This is a genomic window from Vibrio sp. V42_P2S4T144 (assembly GCF_009904715.1).
Taxonomy (GTDB): Bacteria; Pseudomonadota; Gammaproteobacteria; order Enterobacterales; family Vibrionaceae; genus Vibrio; species Vibrio alginolyticus.
This window is the reverse complement of record NZ_WXWS01000360.1, coordinates 1-3,728: the sequence shown is the minus strand read 5'-3', so window position 1 is coordinate 3,728 and position 3,728 is coordinate 1. Positions and strand designations below refer to the sequence as shown.

General features: G+C 44.3%; 5 protein-coding genes. All 5 read left to right on the top strand.

Features of this window, described 5'->3' with window-relative positions:
• Positions 1 to 233 precede the first annotated feature (233 nt).
• Complete coding sequence (locus CAG68_RS12355; protein WP_161441209.1) at positions 234 to 503, top strand: hypothetical protein; 270 nt, start codon at positions 234 to 236, stop codon at positions 501 to 503.
• Between the two features lie 68 nt (positions 504 to 571).
• Complete coding sequence (locus CAG68_RS12350; protein WP_042762030.1) at positions 572 to 1,666, top strand: RNA-guided endonuclease InsQ/TnpB family protein; 1,095 nt, start codon at positions 572 to 574, stop codon at positions 1,664 to 1,666.
• A 185-nt stretch (positions 1,667 to 1,851) separates the two neighbouring features.
• The gene (locus tag CAG68_RS22490) at positions 1,852 to 1,986 is read left to right on the top strand and encodes a hypothetical protein (RefSeq protein WP_258478980.1); all 135 of its coding nucleotides are present in this window, start codon (positions 1,852 to 1,854) and stop codon (positions 1,984 to 1,986) included.
• A 137-nt stretch (positions 1,987 to 2,123) separates the two neighbouring features.
• A complete protein-coding gene (locus tag CAG68_RS12345; protein WP_161441208.1) occupies positions 2,124 to 3,050 on the top strand; it encodes a hypothetical protein in 927 nt (308 codons plus the stop codon).
• 87 nt (positions 3,051 to 3,137) lie between these two features.
• Positions 3,138 to 3,677, top strand: a complete 540-nt coding sequence (locus CAG68_RS12340; protein ID WP_161441207.1) for a hypothetical protein — start codon at positions 3,138 to 3,140, stop codon at positions 3,675 to 3,677.
• Positions 3,678 to 3,728: the final 51 nt, after the last annotated feature.

The following is a 3,728-nucleotide window of genomic DNA, read 5'->3' as shown; positions in this document are numbered from 1 at the left end:
CAAAATCCAGTGTCGGGATTGAGACCCCGAAACTTACTAGGCGCAAGTCGCCAGCATCCTGCTGGTTTTTTATTGCGTAAAATCTGCACATCCTAATTATGGTGGGCTGGTTTGAGGCAACCGAAAGGTTGGCCGTTTCCTAGTAGGCGGTAGTCTCAACCTCGAATCAGCTCACCACCACTGATTGAGACCAGTTTTGGTGAGTTAAACATCAACTTACTAGGACAAAAATCATGATTGGTACTTCTACAATCAACATGCGCGCCGCACTTCAAGCTGCGCAAGACTACCTCTCCCAAGATCTAAACGCGCCTGTAGAGCTTCTTTGTCAGATCTACAACGCCTTACAACCTGTCGATTGGAACGATTCGCCAGAACAGCATTTTCAAGATTGGCTGCTTTGTGGTGGTGATCTTCGCGTTGATTCAATTCTGGACGCTCAATATCTGTTTTGCTCGGGGTTTGAACTTGCTCTAAAAAAAATGGATTTCCAGACAAATTAAATCGGGAGAGAAAGCCCCGTTTATTGCGGGGCTTTCTCAATGAGTTAAGTCAAAAGCGTTTGTAAGACATGAAAGAGATCGCAATCAAACAACGGTTTTATCCAACTGATGAGCAAGCTGAACTTCTAGCAAGAACGTTCGGTTGTGTGCGAACTGTTTACAATAGAATCCTACATTGGAGAACTGACGCTTACCGTAATGACAAAATTAAGGTGAACTACAGCGCAGCATCAAGCCGATTGACCGAACTTAAGAAAGAACCGGAGTTAAGCTGGCTTAATGATGTTTCTTCTGTGCCTTTGCAACAATCACTACGTCACCAGCAAGCTGCTTTTAAGAACTTCTTTGAGGGTCGAGCAAAATACCCTGTCGAAAAAAAGAAACGTCACAAACAGTCTGCTGAGTTCACTAAATCTGCATTTAAGTTCCGCGATGGACAGCTATTTATTGCCAAGTCCAAGCAGCCACTTAATATCCGTTGGAGTCGTGAACTACCTAGCGAACCAACCACAGTCACAATCTCAAAAGACACCGCAGGCCGATACTTTGTGTCTATGCTATGTCGTTTTGAGCCTAAACCAATGCCTGTAACCGCTAAGACGGTTGGTATTGATTTGGGTTTAAATAACCTGTTCATCACAGATAGCGGCGAGAAAGTCGATAATCCTCGCCACTTCAAACGCTACCAAAACAAACTGGCATACCTACAGCGCCAACTCGCCAAGAAAAAGAAAGGCAGTAATAATCGCGCTAAGGTGCGCCAGAAAGTAGCCCGTCTACACGCGAAAATTGCTGATAGTCGATTAGACAACTTACACAAGTTGTCTCGCAAACTGATAAACGAAAACCAAGTTGTTTGTGTTGAATCGCTACAAGTGAAGAACATGCTCCGCAATCCAAAACTAGCAAAACACATCGCTGATGCGAGTTGGGGTGAGTTCGTTCGCCAACTCAAATACAAAGCAGAATGGGCTGGACGAACTATCGTTGAGATAGATCGCTTCTTCCCTAGCTCAAAGCGTTGTAGCTGTTGTGGGTTCGTACACGAATCAATGCCGCTTAATATCCGAAACTGGACTTGTCCAGAATGCAATACGCACCACGACCGCGATATTAACGCAGCAATGAACATAAAAACTGTCGGGCTGGCAGGGTTAGCTTAGGGAGCGACTGGATCGGGGATAGCCTCAAAAGAGGCTATCTAGTGAAAGCGTGTTGAACTAAGAATCCCCTAGCGAATTAGCTAGGGGAGTATGTCAATAAGGCTAATTTCCGAAGCAATTCGGAGTTTGCCAGGATACATGGCGTTGTTACTGACCAGCTCAAAGAGTGGCAAGAATGCTGCAAATTGGCTCGGGATATTCGTGACGTTCGCCACCTAGTGAACGTTAACGACATTGACCCTATGAAGATGACCCAAGCGCTATGTGATGAAGTGTTGGCGGTGATTGCCAAGCTACCACGAAAAGCAAACGGCTATTAACTTTCCATTGGCTGCCAGTTAGCTGGTGGCCATCCCTATCCTGATTTACGGCCACTTTAGATGAACGCCAACGGATAGATGCAGTTATAAACTCTGGTGTATTATGTACACCCTAACTCCCCAAAAGATATACAGAAATGACGCCCTACAAAACTAAACTTGCTTCGCTTTTACTGTTAGTGCCAGCTTTGGCAATGGCTAAGACTGACGTTATCGATATACCCGCAGAACAGAACCGCTCATCGTCTTACAGCTGGAAGATAGATGAGGATACGACATTGACCATATCTCGATACTGCGCCCCTGAATGGGACAAGCTCCGTATTTTCGCATCTTACAAGGAAAGCAACTGCGACAACAGCGCCTATGTTCGTAGCACTATGGCAGATGACTCAAGAACGCGCTTTGGCCATAGCTATACCGTTACGATTAGCTATGGAGAAACGAGTGCCAAGTCTAACAATTATTGGAATACGTATAGTCGTAGAGAAAAGGAGACGTTTGTTCGCTCGCTATCTCAAGAGTCCGATCCTGTTGTTAAGGTGAGTGGGTATGGTCAAATATCCGATGACAAGCTAATTAAACTGGATGGCCTTAAACAAGTTAAGGTTCCAAAAGGTCTGATTGAGAGCGACCCAACATATTCAATTGTTAAGTCCGTTCGTTTGGTTGGATACCGTGATGCCTACAACGCTATTCATGATGGCGCGAAAGCCGAGTTCAATGTTAGGTATGATGCTCAGAACCAAAGAAATGCTCTAATACTGATTATGGTTGTCATAGCGGTTCTTGGTGGAAGCTATGTGACTTGGAAGTACGTATTAAAGCCAAGTGCGAATAAGCTAAGTGAAAAGCGCAAAGAAGTGGCTGATAAGCTTGAGAAAAGCAAGGTTAGAAGAATTGCCAAAGAAGAAGCGATTCGACAGACCGTTCGTACCACAATCGAAAACGACAATGCTGCGATTACTGCACTAAAGGCTCAGATTAAAGAAGCTCTTGATAACAATGACGCTAAGACAGCAAAAATTCTGATGGAAGCGTTAGATAAGATGAAAAACAGTTAACCATTAAGCCACCAGCACGGTGGCTTTTTTGTGTCTAATTGGTAGTATAGGCACAATTGTATACATGGATAGAGAGCAGAGAGTTCGATGAGTATCTATGAGTTCACTCTAAACATCGGCAATATCAACATCACGAACGACAACGATTTACTCGACGTATCGTGCAAACTGTATGAGGGCGCTTGCTCTGACGCTGCGGTTATGTCTGTTGATGAAATGCTATATATCGAATTTGAGCGAGAGGCTGAAACGTTCGTTCAAGCGGTCACACAAGCAATTAAGGATGTGGAGTCGGTAGATGGCTACAACTTGCAGGTTATCTCTATTGAGGGCGACCTTGTGAGTTTGGGCGAAGCTGCGGAGTTCACCGGAGTTAAGAAAAGTACATTAGCAAAATATAAAAAGGGCACATTTGGTGGCGGCGGCTTCCCTGTGCCAGTTCGCAAGGCTTCAAAGAAAGATCCTCTTTGGAGACTTAGCGACATAGTAGATTGGCTATATCAAAAGGGTAAAGTTACTAGCGAGCTGGTAGAACGCGCCCGAATGTTGGATGTAATTAACTATCACTTAGAAACCAGATTGATGAAGAATAGCGATAAGTACGCAAACATACTCATTAATATCTAAACTAATAATACCCATAAAGTAATAAAGTCTCAGTTGCCACCAGCGTATAGT